Here is a 17,564-nt window from a genome sequence, read left to right as displayed (position 1 = left end):
CATCGTCGACCGACCAAGAGCCTAGTCGCTGGGGGTTGCGGGCCCTCGGGGCAGGTCGGCTTCCGGGGCCTCGCCGGAGTTCCCGGACCCGTCGGATTCAGCCGCCGACGCGTCTTCCTCGACCTCGGCATCCACCACGACCTCGGCGTCGGCCTCGGTGTCCTGCGGTGCGACGGGGGCCGCGGGCACTTCCGTGTCGTCGACGAGTTCGGCTTCGAGCACCCGGCCGGGTGCGGCCTCTCCCGGCACCACCCGCTCCTCCGTGATCGGGGCGGCGATCGCCGGAACCTCCTCCGCACCGGGGAGATGCGGTTCCTCGTCCTCCGCGTCGGCTTCGTCGTCGGCGCCCCGGCTCCGATGCCACGCGACGACCACTGCCGTCACCGCGCCCGCGAGCCCGAGCCACGCGAACGTGAGCAGCCCGAACGCCCACCAGTTCAGATCGACCGTTCCGAATGCGCCGAGCCTGCCGCCGGACACGAGACCGAGCACCGCCGTCACCACACCCACACCCGCGGCGGCGGTCAGCACGGTGAACAGCGCTTCCTGCCCGGCGACGCGACGCCCGCAATCGCGTCCCAGCATCACACCGATCAACAGCGGAATCACCAGCAGCGCCGGCCAGGCGCCCCCCGACACCCCATCGGGAACCGCGCCGAGCAGCGGCAACGGTGGCAGCGACCCACCCACGTTCCCGAACACGCTGACCGAGACGTCCCCGATCTGCGCGGTCCCGCCCAGGACGGCGGCCGAGGCACCCACCACCACGTTCGGCAGGTACAGCACCGACAGGATCGTCAGTCCGAGCGATCCGACGAAGCCGTCGCCGTCTTCGAGCAACGACCCGACCGTGGACCACTCCATCAGCAGCGAGATCGTCACCATCACCGCGCCGGCACCGAGAATCGCCATCATCGCGCGTAGTCCCGGCCGCACCGCGTCCCGGACCCACGACGGAAACTCCGCACCGACTGTCGGCCACATCGCGACCGTCACGCCGATCCCCGCCGCGAGCAGGTGCACCGACAGCACCCACCCGAACGCGGCGAGAGCGTTCGGGGAGGACAGCGGGATGACCGCCGACGCGTCCGCGATGACGGCGAGGGCGATGGCCGTCACGACCAGCGGCCCGGCCACCGCCGCGCCGATCACCTGCAGCGCGTGCCGCCGTGAGGACGCCGGATGCACCACCGCCGCGCACCCGCGGGCGACCACCCACACCATCCCCGCCGTCGGGATCAGCGGGAGGACGCCGAGCGACGTGCCGTCGATCGTCAACGGCACCTGGTGAATCGCCAGCCACGACGCCGCGATGGCACCGAACGTTCCCGTGAGGTCGCTGTTCGCCGCCACCAGCGTGACGACGATCAGCGCAGACAGCAGGACGACCGTGACCCCCGCGGGCCGGAACGCGACCGCCAGCAGCGCCCGCATCTCGTCGGCGTCGGGCACCGGACGCTGTCGCGGTGCTCGCCGCTCGTCATCACGGACGGCTCGCCGCTCGTCATCACGGACGGCTCGCCGCTCGTCATCACGGACGGCTCGCCGTCGTGCACCCTGTGCGACGCGTTGAGCGCGATCAACCAAAGAACTCATCCCCTCGAGAGTGGCACTCCGACGCCGCGACAGCGGTCAGGCGCGCCGCACAGAAGTGGCCTCCGACCAGGTTCGGTCAGAGGCCACCCGCCGGCTGGACCGCTACTTGTCGTCCCTGTCGGCGCGCGTGTCGAACGCCTGAGTGGGCGCGCTGTACCCCTCGGATTCGGACTTCTCGGCCGATTCGGCCGGCTTCGCCTCGGTGGATGGCTGCTCGCCGTACTCCAGAGTGCGCTCCACGGGCGAGGACTCCGGCTGCGAGCCGTACGCCGGCGCCGCGTGCTGCGCCGATCCGTAGCTGGTCCCGGCCGGGTACTGCGAGCTGGGCGTCCCGGTGGGCTGTGACGGCGTCGACGGCGTCGAATACCCCTGGTACTGCGGCTGCTGGTAGGCGGTGGTCGGGGCGTCGTACGACGCGGATCCGGCACCCGCGCCTGCTGCGTAGCCCGGCTGCTGGGACTGCCCGTAGCCCTGGGTGTAGCCGGGCTGACTCTGCGAGGGCTGGCCGTAACCCTGCTGGCCGTAGCCAGGCTGGTTCTGCTGCCCGTAACCGGGCTGCGATTGGCTCTGCTGCCCGTAACCCTGCGGGGGGCTCTGGCCGTAACCCTGGGGTTGCTGTCCGTACGACTGCTGCGGGCCCTGCCCGTACAACCCCTGCGGGGCGCTCTGGCCGTACCCCTGCTGCGCCTGGCCGGGCTGACCGAAGCCCGCGGCCGCGGCGGGCCGGGGCGCAGGCTGCTTCAGGACGCCGATGTCGAACAGCACTGCCGCCACGGCCACGGCCGACTGGATGAAACCGAGAACGAGGATCAGGATTGCGCCCCAACCGGAATCCGCGTCGACGTTGAGGAAGACGAACAACGCGACGACCCAGCCCGCGACGGACGCCGCCGCTGCGGCACCCGCGTAAGACTGCTTCGGAAGGAGGGACGCCGCCGCGAGCAGACCACCGAGGAACAGCAGTCCGAGCCCGTCCGTGTTGGCTTCGAACGAGTTCACGGACTCCCGCGCCAACGTGGCATACGGCGCGAATCCGAGCAGCAGGTTGAGGACACCGAGAACTGCGACACCGATCAGGAGGAAGAAGCCCAGGCCTTTCGATTCTCCCCCTGCAGTCGGTTGCGCGGGCGGACCGTAATTCGGCCCTCCGGGCGTGAACGTCATGACTTCTCCTAGTCGACAAGTGGTCGTCTGCGTGCGCTCTTCCGACGCTAGCGTACGGATACCCGTCGGTCACTGCTGTCGGTCGCGGCGTGCGGTGCCGGGAGCGGCGCAGGAGACAATGGTCCGGTGCCGTACACCCTCGCTCCCCGCACCGCCGATCTCACCGCCCTGACGGAGGTGAAGCACTCACGCTTCATCGCGGCCCTGCGGCGGATCGAGGACACCGAGGCGGCGCAGGCCTTCGTCCAGGATCGACGCAGCGCGTATCCCGATGCGGGGCATCATTGTTCGGCGTTCATCGTCGGCAACGGGCCCAGCGACCGGGTCGAGCGAGCGAACGACGACGGCGAACCCGGTGGCACCGCGGGCATTCCGATGCTGCAGGTACTCAAGGCCCGCGACCTCGTCGACGTCGCGGTCGTCGTGACCCGGTATTTCGGGGGAATCAAGCTGGGGGCGGGCGGGCTGGTGCGCGCCTACTCGGGCGCGGTGGCCGCCGCGGTCGATGCCGCACCGCTCGTGCGGAGGGAACGTCGCCACCTGCACACCCTCGCCGTCGGCCACGCAGAGGCGGGCCGGGTCGAGTCGGAGTTGCGGGGGCGGGGCGTGGTCGTGGTGGACACGACGTACGCGGAATCCGCGGTCCTCACCCTCGCGGCGAGGGACTCGGCGGAGCTGGCCGATCTGGTCGCTGCCGTCACGTCGGGGACGGGGACACTCGATCCGGCCGGGGAGATGTGGGTCGATGCCTGAACGGCCCGTGCGCCTTTCCGGTCGCCGGAGCAACCAGAAAGGCGCACGAGCCCGAAGGGCCTACGCCTGGACGGTCAGGCTCTGCAGGATCTCGCGAGCGAGCGCAGCGGTCTCGGACGGCGTCTTGCCGACCTTCACGCCGGCAGCCTCGAGGGCGTCCTTCTTGGCCTGCGCGGTGCCCGAGGAACCGGACACGATGGCGCCTGCGTGGCCCATGGTCTTGCCCTCGGGGGCGGTGAAGCCCGCGACGTAGCCGACGACCGGCTTCGTGACGTTCGCCTTGATGTAATCGGCGGCACGCTCCTCGGCGTCGCCACCGATCTCACCGATCATCACGATGACCTTGGTCTCGGGGTCCTTCTCGAACGCCTCGATGGCGTCGATGTGGGTGGTGCCGATGACCGGGTCGCCGCCGATGCCGATGGCGGTGGAGAAGCCGAAGTCACGCAGCTCGAACATCATCTGGTAGGTCAGCGTGCCCGACTTGGACACGAGGCCGATCGGGCCGCTGCCTGCGATGTTGGCGGGGGTGATGCCGACCAGCGACTCGCCCGGGGTGATGATGCCGGGGCAGTTGGGTCCGATGATGCGGGTCTTGTTGCCCTTGGACACGTTGTACGCCCAGGCGTACGCCGAGTCCTGCACGGGGATGCCCTCGGTGATGACCACGAGCAGCGGGATCTCCGCGTCGATGGCCTCGACGATGGCGTCCTTCGCGAAGGCCGGGGGAACGAACGCGATGGAGACGTCCGCGCCGGTCTTCTCGATGGCCTCGGCGACGGTGCCGAAGACGGGCAGCTCGACGCCGCCGTCGTGGGTCACGGTGGTGCCGGCCTTACGGGCGTTGACACCGCCGACGACCTGGGTGCCGGCCTTGAGCATCAGCGCGGTGTGCTTCGTGCCCTCGCCGCCGGTGATGCCCTGGACGATGACCTTGGAGTCCTTGGTCAGGAAGATAGCCATGTGATTTAAGTCCCTTTACTTTGCGGCGAAGGCCAGCTCGGCGGCCTTGTCGGCAGCCTCGTCCATGGTTCCGACGACCGTGACCAGCGGGTGGGCGGCCTCGGCGAGGATACGACGACCCTCTTCGACGTTGTTGCCGTCCAGGCGGACGACCAGCGGCTTGTTGGCCTCGTCACCCAGCGTCTTCAGGGCGCCGACGATGCCGTTGGCGACCGCGTCACACGCGGTGATGCCACCGAAAACGTTCACGAACACGCTCTTGACCTGCGCGTCGTTCAGGATGACGTCCAGGCCGTTCGCCATGACCTCTGCGGAGGCGCCGCCACCGATGTCGAGGAAGTTGGCGGGCTTCACGCCACCGTGCTTCTCACCTGCGTACGCGACGACGTCCAGGGTCGACATGACCAGGCCGGCGCCGTTACCGATGATGCCGACCTCACCGTCGAGCTTGACGTAGTTGAGGTCGTTTTCCTTGGCCTTGAGCTCGAGCGGGTCGGTGGCGTCCTTGTCCTCGAACGCCTCGTGGCCGGGCTGACGGAACGCGGCGTTCTCGTCCAGCGTGACCTTGCCGTCGAGCGCGAGGATCTCGTCGTTCGGCGTGCGGACGAGGGGGTTGACCTCGACGAGGAGAGCGTCTTCCTTGATGAAGACCTCCCACAGCTTCTGGATCGTCACGGCCGCTGCGTCGAGCACCTCGGCGGGCAGCTTTCCTGCCTCGGCGATGCTGCGCGCGAACGCGAGGTCGACGCCCTTGACGGCGTCCACGGGGATCTTCGCGAGTGCGTCGGGGTTCTCCTCGGCGGTGACCTCGATCTCGACGCCACCCTCGACCGAGCACATGGCCAGGTAGGTGCGGTTGGTGCGGTCCAGCAGGAAGGAGATGTAGTACTCCTCGGCGATGTCACTCGCCTCTGCGACCAGCAGCTTCTTGACGACGTGGCCCTTGATGTCGAGTCCCAGGATCGCCTCGGCGTTGGCCTGTGCTGCGTCGACGTCGGCGGAGTACTTGACGCCACCCGCCTTGCCGCGCCCGCCGACCTTGACCTGCGCCTTGACCATCACGGGCTTGCCGATTTCTTCGGCAATCTCGCGTGCGCCGGCCACCGTGTCGGTAACACGCCCAGCCGAAGTCGGCACCTCGTGCTTGGCGAAGAGTTCCTTCGCCTGGTATTCGAAGAGATCCATCTGCTCACCGTCTCGTCTGCGTTGACACCCGCTCGAGGGGTAGGAGCGGGTCTGTTTTGGACTTTAACCAGTTGCCGGGCCCGGTCTGCGCCCGCGTGTCTGCTATGTGGTCCACATCACGCGATATCACGTACTGAGGCGGGCCTCACCGCTGCAAACGGGGCGGACCTCACCGATTTCTGCGGCGAGAAGTGAGGGCCGCGGCAGCCGCAATCAACACTATGCCCACCGATGCCGGGACGACACCGGCCCCCATTTCGGGGTCGGTGACCCGGGCGACGGTCAGCGGCCACGACACGAGGTATACCCCCACGGCAACGGCCGAACCGAGCAGCAACGCGACCGCCCTGGCGGGCCGGGCACGTGAGGCAACTATCACTGCGAGAGCGACCGCGACGCCGAGCAGCACGCGCCCCCACACGTCGAGATTCCAGGGGACCTCGGCGAACGACGCGGGCGCGTACGCGTCACCGCGTGCGTCCGTCCCGTGGAAGAGCGGCAGCCCCAGTCCGACGAACGCGGCGACGGCACCGAGGCCGCCGACGGCGAGGACCGCGATCGAGGTGGACGGCTCCTCGGACGTGTCGATCTCCTCACGTTCCGCCGAGCCGGCGAACCACGTCAGCACCCCGGTGACACCCGCGGTGACGGCCGCGCACCACAGCAGCACGGCGCCGATTCCGGCGCCGATTCCCGGCACGTCGGTGGCGAGCACGACGGACTGCGACACGGCGGCGACGGAGTACGGAATCGTCACCCACAGCACCCCGACCGCGGGTCGGACGGCGGACGCGAACTCCGACAGCAGCAACCAGACGCAGCCGACGGCGAGAACGAGGGCGGCGACGAGCACGACCCGGGTGGCATAGACGTCGGGGCGGGCCGTGTCGCCGGGGATGTCGAGGACGGGGAGCAGCGCCCCGGCGGCGGCCAGCACGGCAGTGACGATTCCGGTGGCCCCGGCGGCGACGTGCCATCGCGCGATCCGGGCGCGCGCCGCGGCGGCCTCGGCTCGCAGCGCCGCCTTGGCGACACCCTTCGCGGACGGGGTGACCGCCCCCTGCTTCGCCGGGCCGCCGAGTGCCGACACGGTCGGCGAGGCGGCGAGCGCGCTCAGGATCCTGCTGTCGCGGGTCCGGTCGATCATCGGGATGCAGACGCCGACCAGTACCAGGACGCCGGCGCCGACGGTCCCCCACACCGCGCCGGGACCGGGCTGGATTCGTTCGCCCGCGGCGAGCCCCGCGACCAGGCGGGTCCCCACCACGCCGAGTACGGCCAGGCCGGCGCCGACGAGGGCGCCGGACGCGACGGGCGGCGAGATGGACGCCAACGCGGAGGCGACGACGATCAGGACGGCCGCCGCCAGGATCCCGGCGCCCGCGGACGCGGCGAGGTCCGACTCGACGACGGTCGGGACGAGGATCACGGGGTCCTCGGAAACGAAGGCGGGAGCGAACAGCGCGCCGACGAGGACGGCGGCGGCGACCACCACGACGGCGGACGACAGGAACCCGATGCGGGCGCCCGTCGCGCGACCGACCTGCTCGGAGCTGCGGGCATCGCCGTAACCGTCCATGAGTGAGGCCCGGTGGACGGCAACCATGCCGAGCAGCCCCGCGAAGGCGATCAACGCGTGCCCGGCGAGCGCGGCGTAGGCGCCGGGCCCGGCGGCCAGCTCCGCCGCCGTTTCGGGCCGGAACAATTCGAGCCGGTTGGCGTCGATGGCGTCGGACCACAGCTGTGCGTCGAGGACGGCGGCGCCGACGGACACGGCGCCCGCACCCGCCAGCAACGCCCCCGCCACCGCGGTGCGCCGGGCGAGAACCGCGGGAACGGCCAGAACCGGTGCCGCGACGGCGAAGACGGCGGCCGACACCGCCGCCGCGCCGATCGCGGACGGCGATGCCGCTCCGTCGACCGCGTGGACGGCCTGCAGGAGAGGCGCCGACGCCACCCCGAGACCGCCGACGAGACTCAGCAGGACGGCGAGCACGGTCCCCCGGCGCGCGCGGACGGGATCGGGCTCGTCGACGGCCGTCACACCGGTGCCGCCGGACGAAGGAATGCGTTCGGGCTCGGCCCTGCGCCCGTCCGGGGATCGAGTTGATGACGCCACAGGCCGACGCTAGCGCTTACCCACCGCTTCCCCCGGGTTGTGACACGCCTGCGCGGCAGCGAGATTGAACCGAGACGAACAGTGGGTTCGACGTTTCCCCAGCTCAGTTTGTGATGCCCGTCACATGTAGCCGTTCCTCTGCGTTACAGGTTGCGCGCATCGCAACCGTTTCGTTACCGTCGCCAAGGTCTAAGTCACAGGCAGGTCACGAGCAGGAGGACGGACGGGCGTATGCACCATCGCAGCCAGTTCACGGCCAGCCGTTTTGTGAGTCACCACGATGACGAGTTGCGGGGTCACAACGACGAAGTCGCGTCCACGTATCCCCCAAGGTCGGTCGAGCATTACCCCGAGACCGATAGTTCTGAGATTTCCAGCATGTTCTTCCGCAGTTCGCAGTCCACCCGCTCCACTTCCGACAGCGTCGACCCCGGCAACGGCGTCGAGACCGTCGACACCGAGTCCGAGATCCCCGGCTTCATCCCCCGCAGCGGTTCCGAGTCCTTCGAGGGCGCACCCTCCCACTCCCGCCGCGGAGCCCACCGCATCCCGACTCCCCCCTCAGCTCTCAAAGGCCGCGCCGCGGTCCTCGCAGTCGCAGCAGGCGCCGTAGTCGCCGCAGGCCAGGCCGCAGTCACCAGCGGATCGTCCAGCTCCTCCGATCACTCCGAGGTCGCCCTCGCCAGTGACGAGTCGAGCGCCATCGGAACCACCGCGGAGCCGCAGGCAGCGCAGTACTCGACGGTCGCCGACACCGCCGCCGCCGATTCGAACGCCCCGCAGGTCCTCAACATCGCGAACCCGACCGACCTGTCGCAGTTCAGCAACCTGCTCGCCAAGGGACAGCGTTTCAGCGAAGAGCGCGCCGCCCGCGAAGCCGCTGCCCGCCGCCCCCTGTTCGTCCTCCCCGCCGTGGGAACCTTCACCTCCAACTTCGGAAGCCGCTGGGGCACCCTGCACGCCGGCGTCGACATCGCCGCCCCCATCGGCACCCCCATCGTGGCCGTCGCCGACGGCGAGGTCATCGACTCGGGCCCGGCCTCCGGGTTCGGCATGTGGGTCCGCCTCAAGCACGCCGACGGCACCATCACCGTCTACGGCCACATCAACACCTCCACCGTCACCGTCGGCCAGAAGGTCATGGCGGGCGACCAGATCGCAACCGTCGGCAACCGCGGTTTCTCCACCGGCCCGCACCTGCACTTCGAGGTGCACCTCGCCGGCGAGAACAAGATCGATCCCCTGCCGTGGCTGGCCTCCCGCGGCATCAGCCTCGGCCCCGAGATGGACTGACCCTCTCGACACACCCCCCGAACACACAACGACTGCGGGCGCATGCAATGCATGCGCCCGCAGTCGTCTGTCGTGTCTCTACAGCTTGACCATCGGGACGCCACCGATCAGCATCAGCCGGACCTTGCCCGCGCTGCCGAAATCGATGGTGACCGTCGCGGTCGGCCCGGCCCCCTTGGTCTCGAGGACCGTGCCGAGGCCGTACTTGTCGTGGCTGACCCGGTCGCCGACCGCGAGAACCAGGTTGTTGTTGCGGGAGCGCGCGGCGCCGAAGCTCGGGGTGCTCGACGACCCGCCGCCGTAACCGGACCCGCCGCCGAACCCCTGCCCGTATCCCGATCCCCGCGCGCGGCCACCGCCGATCGCACCACCGGAACCGAGACGGGGGCCCGGGTCCTCGCGGCGCCAGTGCACGAGATCCGACGGGATCTCCTGCAGGAACCGCGACTCCGGGTTCTGGATGGGCTGGCCCCACGCCGACCGCATGACGGCCCGAGTCAGGTACAGCCGCTGCCGGGCACGGGTGATGCCCACGTACGCGAGCCGCCGCTCCTCCGACAGTTCCGTGGGGTCGCCGAGCGCCCGCATGTGCGGGAACTGGCCGTCTTCCCACCCGGTGACGAAGACGACGGGGAACTCGAGACCCTTCGCGGTGTGCAGCGTCATCAGCGTGACGACGCCCTCGTCGTTGTCGGGCAGCTGATCGGAGTCCGCGACGAGAGACACCCGTTCGAGGAACGCGGCGAGGGAACCGGGGTCGGGTTCGCCGTCCCTGGCGTCGACGTCGCCGTCCTCCGGCGGTTCGACGAGTCCGGCGGCGTTCCGCGCGTCGGAGCTGAACTCCCGCGCCACGCTGACGAGTTCGTTGAGGTTGTCGAGGCGCGCCCCGTCCTGGGGGTCGCTGCTCGCCGCGAGTTCCGCGCGGTAGCCCGTCCGCTCCAGGACCGCCTCGACGACGTCGCCGATGTCGCCGAGCTGGTCGGGGACGATGTCGTCGGCCGTGGTCTCGGGTGGCATCAGCACCCGCAGCCCGTCCATCAGCTCGAGGAACGACGCGATGGCCTTCTGGGAGCGGGTGTTGAGCAACCGCACCCGGCCCTCCCCACCGTCCCGCAGCGCCTCGGCGAAGCTGATGCCCCGCTGTTCGGAGTGGACGGCCACGCACGCCTCCGCGCGGTCGCCGATGCCGCGGCGCGGGGTGTTGAGGATCCGGCGCAGGCTGACGGTGTCGTCCTCGTTGGCGAGGACCCGGAGATACGCGACGATGTCGCGCACCTCCTTGCGCTCGTAGAACCGCACGCCGCCGACGACCTTGTACGGAACGCCGAGCCGGATGAAGATCTCTTCGAGCGCGCGGGACGAGTTGTTGGTGCGATAGAACACCGCGACGTCACCGAACTTGGCATCTCCCGAATCGACGAGCTTGTCGATCTCGGACGCCACGAACGACGCCTCGTCGTGCTCGTTGTCCGCGACGTACCCGGTGATGAGCTCGCCCTCGCCCGAATCGGTCCACAGCCGCTTCTCGCGCCGGCCGGTGTTCTTCGAGATCACCGAGTTGGCCGCCGACAGGATGTTCTGGGTGGAGCGGTAGTTCTGCTCCAGCAGGATGGTGCGGGCGTCCGGGTAGTCGCGCTCGAACTCCTCGATGTTGCGGATCGTGGCGCCGCGGAATGCGTAGATCGACTGATCCGCGTCACCCACCACACACAACTCGGCCGGGGCGACCCGGTGATCCGCGTCCTCGCCGTCCGCGGTACTGCCGACCAGCTCGCGCACCAGCATGTACTGGGCGTGGTTCGTGTCCTGGTATTCGTCGACCAGCACGTGGCGGAACCGCCGGCGGTAGTACTCGGCCACCTGGGGGAACGCCTGCAGCATCGCGACCGTCTCACCGATCAGGTCGTCGAAGTCCAGTGCGTTCGCCGAGCGCAACCGCTGCTGGTAGTGGCCGTACACCTTGGCGATCAGCCGGGGCAGTTCCGCCGGATCCTTGTCGGCGTCGGCGCTCGCCTGCTCCGGGTCGACCAGTTCGTTCTTCAGATTCGAGATGTGCGTGGCGAGGAGTCGCGCCGAGTAGCGCTTGGTGTCGATGTTCAGATCCTTGGAGATCATCGTCAGCAGTCGCCGCGAATCGTCCGCGTCGTAGATCGAGAAGTTCGAGTTGAGGCCGGGAAGCAGCGCCGCCTGGGCCCGGAGGATCCGCACACAGCTCGAGTGGAACGTGGACACCCACATGCTGTTGGCCCGGGGCCCGACGAGGTGGGCGACGCGCTCCCGCATCTCCGCGGCGGCCTTGTTGGTGAACGTGATGGCCAGGATCTGCCCCGGCATCACCCCCCGCTCGGCGAGCAGATAGGCGATGCGGCGGGTGAGCACAGCCGTCTTACCCGAGCCCGCGCCCGCGACGATCAGCAGCGGAGATCCGGCGTGCACGACCGCTTCCCGCTGCGGTGGATTGAGGCCTTGGAGGAGCGCGTCCGACCCGGTGCGCGCCGACGCGGCGGTGTGCGGAGTCGACTCGGCGCTCAGGGGAGAAGCGGTGCCGGAGATAGTGTTCATCAACTATCCAACTTACCGGCGTGTACCGACAGCGTCACAGCGGCTTGGCCTGCGCGGGGCCGCCATGGCAAACTGGTACACATGTTCAGTCCGCCGTCGCGCCCCCTGTGGCGATTTTTTTACGGGTACCGGCCTCCGGTGCCCGTGAACTGAACAGCTCACGAGCCCCGAGGTCCGCACCGGATCCGGGGCTTTTTTCGTCAAATGAGCCTGGATCGGTAACGACTCGAGCCACAACAACGATCCAAGTTCTGACAAGAGGGAGACGAACCAATGAGCACTCAGACCGTCGCTTCAGCCGCCAAGGAAACCGCTGTGCCCACCAGCGAGGCCGAGATCGAGGTTCTCCGCCAGGAGATCGACAAGCTCGACGCCGAGATTCTCGCCGCGATCAAGCGCCGCGCCGAGGTCTCGCAGCTCATCGGGCGCACCCGGATGGCGTCCGGCGGTCCCCGCCTCGTCCACAGCCGTGAGATGAAGGTGCTCGAGCGGTTCAACGAGCTGGGCCAGGAAGGCCACACGCTCGCCATGCTGCTGCTGCGTCTCGGGCGCGGCCGCCTCGGTCACTGAGTTTCCCGAAGCGGCCGCCTCCCCTGACGGCGGTCGTCACGGTTCGAGTGCCACGTACTTGGTCTCCAGGTACTCCTCGATGCCTTCACTGCCCCCTTCGCGCCCGAAGCCCGACGCTTTGACGCCGCCGAAGGGGGCAGCGGTGTCCGAGATGACTCCGCGGTTCACCCCGACCATGCCCGATTCGAGGGCGTCGGCCACCCGGAGCGCACGATCCAGATCGCGGGTGAAGATGTACGCCGCCAGGCCGAACTCCGTGTCGTTGGCCGCGGCGATCCCCTCCTCCTCGGTGTCGAATCCGGCGATCGCGACCACCGGACCGAACACCTCCTCCTTCAGGATCCGGGCCTGGGCGGGAATCGCGTCCAGCACCGTCGCCGGATAGAAATAGCCGGGACCTTCCGGGGCCACGCCACCGAGCCGCACCCGGGCACCCGCGCCGACGGCGTCCTGCACCAGTTCTCCGACCTTCTCGAGCTGGTCCGCGTTGATCAGCGGGCCGAGGGTCGTGTCGGGATCGGTCCCGGGTCCGAGCTTGTACGAGGACAGCTTGTCGACGAGTTTCGCGGTGAACTCCTCCCGCACACTGTTCGCGACGTGGAAGCGATTGGCCGCGGTGCAGGCCTCGCCGCCGTTGCGCATCTTGGCGAGGAGGGCGCCCGCCACCGCCTTGTCGACGTCCGCGTCGTCGAAGACCACGAAGGGCGCGTTCCCGCCGAGTTCCATCGACGTCCGCAGCAGTCCCTTCGCCGACTTCTCGACGAGCATGCGGCCCACCCCGGTCGAGCCCGTGAACGTGAGCTTCCGCAGTCGCGGGTCGTCGATCAGCGGACCGGTCACCTCGCCGGACTTGGACGTCGGCAGCACGGACAGCACGCCCTTCGGCAGTCCCGCGTCGGCCATCACCTCGGCGAGGAGGAGCATCGTCAGCGGGGTCTCGGAGGCGGGTTTGACGATCATCGTGCAGCCGGCGGCCAGGGCCGGCCCGATCTTGCGGGTGCCCATCGCGAGCGGGAAGTTCCACGGCGTGATCGCGAGACACGGCCCGACGGGCTGCTTGGTCACCAGGATGCGCCCGTTCCCCGCGGGTGCCGGGGTGTAGCGTCCGGCGATACGCACGGCTTCCTCGCTGAACCAGCGGAAGAATTCGGCGCCGTACTTGACCTCCGCCGCGCTCTCCGGCAGCGCCTTGCCCATCTCCAGCGTCATCAGCAGCGCGAAGTCGTCGGCCCGGGCGGTGATCTTCTCGAACACCGCGCGCAGCAGTTCCCCACGTTCGCGTGCAGGTGTCGCCGCCCACTCCCGCTGTACCGCGACCGCGGCGTCGAGCGCCTTCATCGCGTCGCCCGGACTGGCGTCCGCCACCTCGGTGAGGGCGTCACCGGTCGCCGGGTCGAAAACGGTGAATGTGGCGCCGTTCTCGGCGTCACACTTCTCGCCGCCGAGGAAGAGGGTGGTGGGGACGGTTCGCATGAGTTCGACTGCATCCATGATGTCCATCATGCGCCGCACCGAAGTTCACACGGAAGTTTCGACGCGCGGGCATTAAGCTCGAATCTCGTGAGCTCAGACATCACCGGAACCGCTGCCTGGCAGAAATTGCGTGATCATCACGCTCAAATTCAGTCCGTCCATCTGCGAGAACTCTTCGAGAAGGACCCGGCACGCGGCCAGGAACTCACCGTCTCCGCGGGCGACCTGTTCATCGACTACAGCAAGCACCGCGTCGACCGCGACACGATCGGGTTGCTGCTCGAGTTGGCGCGCAGCGTCGACCTGGAGGCCCGCCGGGACGCGATGTTCGCGGGCGAGCACATCAACACGTCCGAGGACCGCGCCGTCCTCCACACCGCGTTGAGGCTTCCCGCCGACGCGTCTCTCGTCGTCGACGGGCAGGACGTCGTCGCCGACGTCCACGAGGTCCTCGATCGCATGGGCGATTTCACGGATCGGGTCCGGTCCGGTGAATGGCGGGGCGCGACGGGCGAGCGAATCAAGACCGTCGTCAACATCGGTATCGGCGGATCGGATCTGGGTCCGGTGATGGTGTACCGCGCGCTGCGGCACTACGCCGACGCCGGCATCAGTGTCCGGTTCATCTCCAACGTCGACCCCGCCGACCTGGTGCGCAGCCTGAGCGGCCTCGACCCGGCCACCACCCTGTTCATCGTGGCGTCCAAGACGTTCTCGACCCTCGAGACGCTCACCAACGCCACGGCCGCCCGGCGGTGGCTGCTCGGCGGCCTGGGCCTCGGAAACGAAGCGGTTGCAAAGCATTTCGTCGCCGTCTCGACCCACGCGGACCGGGTGGCGGAGTTCGGCATCGACACGGCCAACATGTTCGGATTCTGGGATTGGGTCGGCGGCCGGTACTCGGTCGATTCCGCCATCGGACTGTCGGTGATGGCGGCGATCGGCAAGGAGCGTTTCGCGGAGTTCCTCGCCGGCTTCCACGCCGTCGACGAGCATTTCCGGACGGCGCCGCTCGAGGAGAACGCGCCGGTCCTGCTCGGGCTCATCGGACTCTGGTACTCGAACTTCTTCGGCGCCGAATCCCGTGCGGTGCTGCCGTATTCCAACGATCTCGTGCGGTTCCCGGCCTATCTGCAGCAGCTGACGATGGAATCCAACGGCAAGTCGGTGCGCGCGGACGGCTCCCCCGTCCCCGCGTCCACCGGTGAGATCTTCTGGGGCGAACCCGGGACCAACGGGCAGCACGCCTTCTACCAGCTCCTGCACCAGGGCACGCGGCTCGTGCCGTCCGATTTCATCGGTTTCGGCGAGCCCACCGACGACCTGCCCACCGCCGACGGCACCGGCAGCATGCACGACCTGCTGATGAGCAACTTCTTCGCGCAGACGAAGGTCCTGGCGTTCGGCAAGACTGCCGAGGAGATCGCGGCCGAGGGCACACCCGAAGATCTGGTGCCGCACAAGGTCATGCCCGGTAACCGGCCCTCCACCACGATCCTCGCGCCGAAGCTCACGCCGTCGGTGATCGGGCAGCTGATCGCCCTGTACGAGCACCAGGTGTTCGTCGAGGGTGTCGTGTGGGGCATCGACTCGTTCGACCAGTGGGGTGTCGAGCTCGGCAAGACCCAGGCCGTGGAGCTGCAGCCGGTGCTCACCGCCGCGGAAGAACCGGCCGCGCAGAGTGATTCGTCGACGGACAGCCTGGTGCGCTGGTACCGCCGTCAGCGCGGACGGGCCTGATTCACCAGCTCTCGGTGGTGTAGACCCGGCCCGAGCGGTCCACCAGCCGGGCACGCAGCTCGTGCTGTTCGATCCACCGGATCGCGCCGATGCCCCGGGCGAGGGCGGCGACGCTGGCCGCGTACGCCCAGAGTGCGTCGTCGGCGATCACCGTCACCGTCTCCCATTCGGTGGCGGTGGGTGGTTCGGTGACCGGCGGCCCGACAGCCGTCGCCATCGCCGTCCCGTTCACCAGTTCGACCTCGCCGTCGCCGGGCACCGGGATCTGCCAGCCGCCGGCGGGACAGTGTCCGGCCGTCGCGATGACATCGCCGATGCGCACGGCCGCCCCGCACTCGAGCTGGCGGGCGACCAGCTCCGCCGCCCGATCCACCGTGTCGGCCTTGGCGGTGTCGGTGATGTCGAACGACGCGCCCCACGGGGCGAACACGACGTCGTCGTCGATCTGGACGTCGAGGAAACTGGGTTCCGGATGCACGGTCGGGATCAGGTCTTCGTCGGGAGATTCGGTGGCGAGCGGGTTCACCACCCCGTCGGTCATCCGGGCAGCCCACAGCGCCGAACGCAGCAGTGCCGACATGCGCCTGCTGACCTTGACCGGCGCGCCCTGCGACAGGTTGACGGCGTGGATCTCGGCGTCGCCGCGGTGGAGGTCGCACACCGATTCGGCCTCGTCGATGACGGCCGCGATCAGCGCTGCGGCCTCCGGAAGGGCGGCACCCTCGGTGACGTCGACTTCCACGACGGAACCCCACACCTTCCATTTCTCGACGCTAACCATGGTGTTCTCCGTGTGCGGTCCCGTACAGCGCTGCACTTCCAGTATGCGCCGGCTGTCCAGAGGCCGACCTGCGGCGACCGACGCGACCGGTCGTACACTTCGCTGGTGAGCGCCCGATTGAGCGTCGTCGACGAGATGTTCCTGCGCACCCACCGGGGGTGGGGAACGCCGATCGTGATGCAGGGACTGTGGCGCACCGACGGCCGGGTGGACGACGCGACACTCGAATCCCTGATCGCCGACCTCGCGCGGGGACCGCTGGGCAGGCGGGTGGTGCGTCCGCGGGTTCCCGGCGCGCGGCCCCGGTTCGAGCCGAGCGCGGACGCCTTTCCCGTCGAATACGCGGAGATCGACGCCGGGGCGGTGCTGGCGTGGGCGGACGAGCAGGCCTCGTTGCCGGTGGACCCCGAACGCGGTCCCGGCTGGCGTCTGGCCTGCGCACGGCCGGCCGGCGGGGGCACGGTGCTGTCGCTGGTGTGTTCCCACGTGATCGCGGACGCGCGCGGACTGGCGGCTGCGATCGCAGTGGCCCTGCGGGGCGGGCGGCCGACATACCCCGGGGGCGGCGCGGGCACCGTCGCGGACGTGTGGGACGCCACCCGGCTGGCCCGCCGCGTGACGGAGGGGACGGCCCGTGCGGTCGCCGGTCTCGCGGTGAGCGGGTCCCGCCGCGCGGAATTGCGCCGCTTCCTGCACGTGAGCGGCAAAGCGTCCCCCGGCACACTTTGCCGCTCACCTGTGGGGGCGGTGCTGGACCTGGACGCCGATCGGTGGGACGCCGCCGCCGATCGGGCAGGCGGCACCCCGAACAGCCTGTTCCTGTCGGTGGCCGCCGAGGTGGCGCGACGGGACGGCGAGACCCGGCCGCTGACGATCAGCGTGCCCATGGACCTCCGCGGCAAGAGCGACGCGCCGGACACCGCCAACTCCGTCGCCATGGTCGAGGTCCTCGTCTCCCCGCGGGACACGGTCGCCGACGTGCGGGCGGCGAGTCGCGCCGCGTTCTCCGCACCCGCGATGACCAGCCCCGCCGGTTTCCCCGAGGAAATGCTGCAACTGGTACCCGACCGCGTGGCGCACGCCCTCACCGGCAACCCCGGCGAGCGGGACGTGCTGTGTTCCAACATCGGACCGCTGCCCGACGCACTCGCCACGATCGGCGGTCACCGGGCGACCGGCATCGCCACCCGCGCCGTGCACCCGGGTGTCGTGACCAGCCGCACGCGGCTGTCCGCCTATCTCAGCCGGTTCGGCGGCAACTACACCCTCGCGCTCGAGTCGCTGGACAGCCCGGACCGCGCGGCGTTCCACGAGAGGGCAGGCGTCGTCCTCGCCCGGCACGGGCTCACCGCGCGGGCCTGGTGA

13 protein-coding genes are annotated in these 17,564 nt (G+C 69.5%); 5 read left to right on the top strand and 8 right to left on the bottom strand.

The window, feature by feature from the left end; translation table 11 throughout:
* Positions 1 to 21: 21 nt before the first annotated feature.
* Positions 22 to 1,587 carry a cell division protein PerM gene (locus ROP_RS28000; protein ID WP_419789317.1) on the bottom strand — a complete coding sequence of 522 codons (1,566 nt, stop codon included), beginning with the start codon at positions 1,585 to 1,587 and terminating at the stop codon, positions 22 to 24.
* A 111-nt stretch (positions 1,588 to 1,698) separates the two neighbouring features.
* Entirely contained in the window at positions 1,699 to 2,760 is a 1,062-nt protein-coding gene (locus tag ROP_RS27995; protein ID WP_015889390.1) for a DUF5336 domain-containing protein, read from the bottom strand.
* Positions 2,761 to 2,886: 126 nt separating this feature from the next.
* On the opposite strand from ROP_RS27995, the gene ROP_RS27990 reads away from it, so the two are divergent.
* Entirely contained in the window at positions 2,887 to 3,513 is a 627-nt protein-coding gene (locus tag ROP_RS27990) for an IMPACT family protein (RefSeq protein ID WP_015889389.1), read from the top strand.
* 60 nt (positions 3,514 to 3,573) lie between these two features.
* Here the strand turns inward: ROP_RS27990 and sucD are convergent, their stop codons facing one another.
* The 3 genes from sucD to ROP_RS27975 all read right to left on the bottom strand — a co-directional run bounded on the left by sucD (position 3,574) and on the right by ROP_RS27975 (position 7,780).
* Positions 3,574 to 4,476: a succinate--CoA ligase subunit alpha gene (gene sucD, locus ROP_RS27985; RefSeq protein WP_015889388.1), complete on the bottom strand. Its 903-nt coding sequence runs from the start codon at positions 4,474 to 4,476 to the stop codon at positions 3,574 to 3,576.
* 15 nt (positions 4,477 to 4,491) lie between these two features.
* Complete coding sequence (gene sucC / locus ROP_RS27980) at positions 4,492 to 5,661, bottom strand: ADP-forming succinate--CoA ligase subunit beta (protein ID WP_015889387.1); 1,170 nt, start codon at positions 5,659 to 5,661, stop codon at positions 4,492 to 4,494.
* 169 nt (positions 5,662 to 5,830) lie between these two features.
* A complete protein-coding gene (locus ROP_RS27975) occupies positions 5,831 to 7,780 on the bottom strand; it encodes a hypothetical protein (RefSeq protein WP_043825462.1) in 1,950 nt (649 codons plus the stop codon).
* Positions 7,781 to 8,011: 231 nt separating this feature from the next.
* Between ROP_RS27975 and ROP_RS27970 the strand changes: the two genes are divergently transcribed.
* Entirely contained in the window at positions 8,012 to 9,073 is a 1,062-nt protein-coding gene (locus ROP_RS27970) for a M23 family metallopeptidase (protein WP_015889385.1), read from the top strand.
* 78 nt (positions 9,074 to 9,151) lie between these two features.
* Here the strand turns inward: ROP_RS27970 and pcrA are convergent, their stop codons facing one another.
* A complete protein-coding gene (pcrA, locus tag ROP_RS27965) occupies positions 9,152 to 11,635 on the bottom strand; it encodes a DNA helicase PcrA (protein WP_015889384.1) in 2,484 nt (827 codons plus the stop codon).
* A 273-nt stretch (positions 11,636 to 11,908) separates the two neighbouring features.
* Between pcrA and ROP_RS27960 the strand changes: the two genes are divergently transcribed.
* Positions 11,909 to 12,205, top strand: coding sequence for a chorismate mutase (locus ROP_RS27960; protein ID WP_005238528.1), 297 nt, complete (start codon positions 11,909 to 11,911; stop codon positions 12,203 to 12,205).
* A gap of 36 nt (positions 12,206 to 12,241) precedes the next feature.
* Here ROP_RS27960 and ROP_RS27955 read toward each other — a convergent pair whose 3' ends face one another.
* Positions 12,242 to 13,696 (bottom strand): NAD-dependent succinate-semialdehyde dehydrogenase, encoded by a 1,455-nt coding sequence (locus tag ROP_RS27955; RefSeq protein ID WP_193384868.1) that lies wholly within the window; start codon positions 13,694 to 13,696, stop codon positions 12,242 to 12,244.
* A 69-nt stretch (positions 13,697 to 13,765) separates the two neighbouring features.
* Here ROP_RS27955 and pgi point away from each other — a divergent pair, with 69 nt between their 5' ends.
* A complete protein-coding gene (gene pgi / locus ROP_RS27950) occupies positions 13,766 to 15,418 on the top strand; it encodes a glucose-6-phosphate isomerase (RefSeq protein ID WP_015889382.1) in 1,653 nt (550 codons plus the stop codon).
* Position 15,419: 1 nt separating this feature from the next.
* Here the strand turns inward: pgi and ROP_RS27945 are convergent, their stop codons facing one another.
* Positions 15,420 to 16,199 carry an FAD:protein FMN transferase gene (locus tag ROP_RS27945; protein ID WP_015889381.1) on the bottom strand — a complete coding sequence of 260 codons (780 nt, stop codon included), beginning with the start codon at positions 16,197 to 16,199 and terminating at the stop codon, positions 15,420 to 15,422.
* A 105-nt stretch (positions 16,200 to 16,304) separates the two neighbouring features.
* Here ROP_RS27945 and ROP_RS27940 point away from each other — a divergent pair, with 105 nt between their 5' ends.
* On the top strand, positions 16,305 to 17,564 hold the full coding sequence (locus tag ROP_RS27940; RefSeq protein ID WP_015889380.1) for a hypothetical protein: 1,260 nt from the start codon (positions 16,305 to 16,307) through the stop codon (positions 17,562 to 17,564).

Origin of the sequence: Rhodococcus opacus B4 (assembly GCF_000010805.1) — a bacterium.
Taxonomy (GTDB): Bacteria; Actinomycetota; Actinomycetes; order Mycobacteriales; family Mycobacteriaceae; genus Rhodococcus_F; species Rhodococcus_F opacus_C.
Note: the sequence above shows the minus strand (reverse complement) of the source record. Positions and strands in the feature narration are given on the sequence as shown.

Excerpts from the sequence above, each read along its gene's own strand:
- ROP_RS27995 (WP_015889390.1), bottom strand. The coding sequence starts at position 2,760 with ATGACGTTCACGCCCGGAGGGCCGAATTACGGTCCGCCCGCGCAACCG.
- sucD (WP_015889388.1), bottom strand. The coding sequence starts at position 4,476 with ATGGCTATCTTCCTGACCAAGGACTCCAAGGTCATCGTCCAGGGCATC.
- sucC (WP_015889387.1), bottom strand. The coding sequence starts at position 5,661 with ATGGATCTCTTCGAATACCAGGCGAAGGAACTCTTCGCCAAGCACGAG.
- ROP_RS27970 (WP_015889385.1), top strand. The coding sequence starts at position 8,012 with ATGCACCATCGCAGCCAGTTCACGGCCAGCCGTTTTGTGAGTCACCAC.
- pcrA (WP_015889384.1), bottom strand. The coding sequence starts at position 11,635 with ATGAACACTATCTCCGGCACCGCTTCTCCCCTGAGCGCCGAGTCGACT.
- ROP_RS27960 (WP_005238528.1), top strand. The coding sequence starts at position 11,909 with ATGAGCACTCAGACCGTCGCTTCAGCCGCCAAGGAAACCGCTGTGCCC.
- ROP_RS27955 (WP_193384868.1), bottom strand. The coding sequence starts at position 13,696 with ATGGATGCAGTCGAACTCATGCGAACCGTCCCCACCACCCTCTTCCTC.
- ROP_RS27945 (WP_015889381.1), bottom strand. The coding sequence starts at position 16,199 with ATGGTTAGCGTCGAGAAATGGAAGGTGTGGGGTTCCGTCGTGGAAGTC.